The organism is Actinacidiphila sp. bgisy160 (genome assembly GCF_057707815.1).
The window spans coordinates 1-1,178 of the sequence record NZ_JBYIQW010000129.1; the positions used below are offsets into that span (position 1 = coordinate 1).

Below are 1,178 nucleotides of genomic sequence, written 5' to 3' on the forward strand. Positions count from 1 at the left end.
GCTCCCTGAGCTGGTGGTGGCCGCAGAGACCAGCGAGAAGCGACTGTTTACTAAAAACACAGGTCCGTGCGAAGCCGTAAGGCGATGTATACGGACTGACGCCTGCCCGGTGCTGGAACGTTAAGGGGACCGGTTAGCTCTGATTCGTCAGGGCGAAGCTGAGAACTTAAGCGCCAGTAAACGGCGGTGGTAACTATAACCATCCTAAGGTAGCGAAATTCCTTGTCGGGTAAGTTCCGACCTGCACGAATGGCGTAACGACTTCTCGACTGTCTCAACCACAGGCCCGGTGAAATTGCACTACGAGTAAAGATGCTCGTTTCGCGCAGCAGGACGGAAAGACCCCGGGACCTTTACTACAGCTTGATATTGGTGTTCGGTTCGGCTTGTGTAGGATAGGTGGGAGACTGTGAAGCAGTGGCGCCAGCCATTGTGGAGTCATCGTTGAAATACCACTCTGGTCGTGCTGGATGTCTAACCTCGGTCCGTGATCCGGATCAGGGACAGTGTCTGGTGGGTAGTTTAACTGGGGCGGTTGCCTCCTAAAGGGTAACGGAGGCGCCCAAAGGTTCCCTCAGCCTGGTTGGCAATCAGGTGTTGAGTGTAAGTGCACAAGGGAGCTTGACTGTGAGACTGACGGGTCGAGCAGGTACGAAAGTAGGGACTAGTGATCCGGCGGTGGCTTGTGGAAGCGCCGTCGCTCAACGGATAAAAGGTACCCCGGGGATAACAGGCTGATCTTCCCCAAGAGTCCATATCGACGGGATGGTTTGGCACCTCGATGTCGGCTCGTCGCATCCTGGGGCTGGAGTCGGTCCCAAGGGTTGGGCTGTTCGCCCATTAAAGCGGTACGCGAGCTGGGTTTAGAACGTCGTGAGACAGTTCGGTCCCTATCCGCTGTGCGCGTAGGAGTCTTGAGAAGGGCTGTCCCTAGTACGAGAGGACCGGGACGGACGAACCTCTGGTGTGCCAGTTGTTCTGCCAAGGGCATGGCTGGTTGGCTACGTTCGGGAGGGATAACCGCTGAAAGCATCTAAGCGGGAAGCCTGCTTCGAGATGAGGACTCCCACCCCCTTTGAGGGGTTAAGGCTCCCAGTAGACGACTGGGTTGATAGGCCGGATGTGGAAGCCCAGTAATGGGTGGAGCTGACCGGTACTAATAAGCCGAGGGCTTGTCC

The 1,178-nt window shown here is 56.5% G+C and carries 1 rRNA gene; it reads left to right on the forward strand.

Going from position 1 to position 1,178, the window contains the following annotated elements:
• Window positions 1–1,178: ribosomal RNA gene (locus AC3EUJ_RS37125) — 23S ribosomal RNA — on the forward strand; the annotation flags it as partial.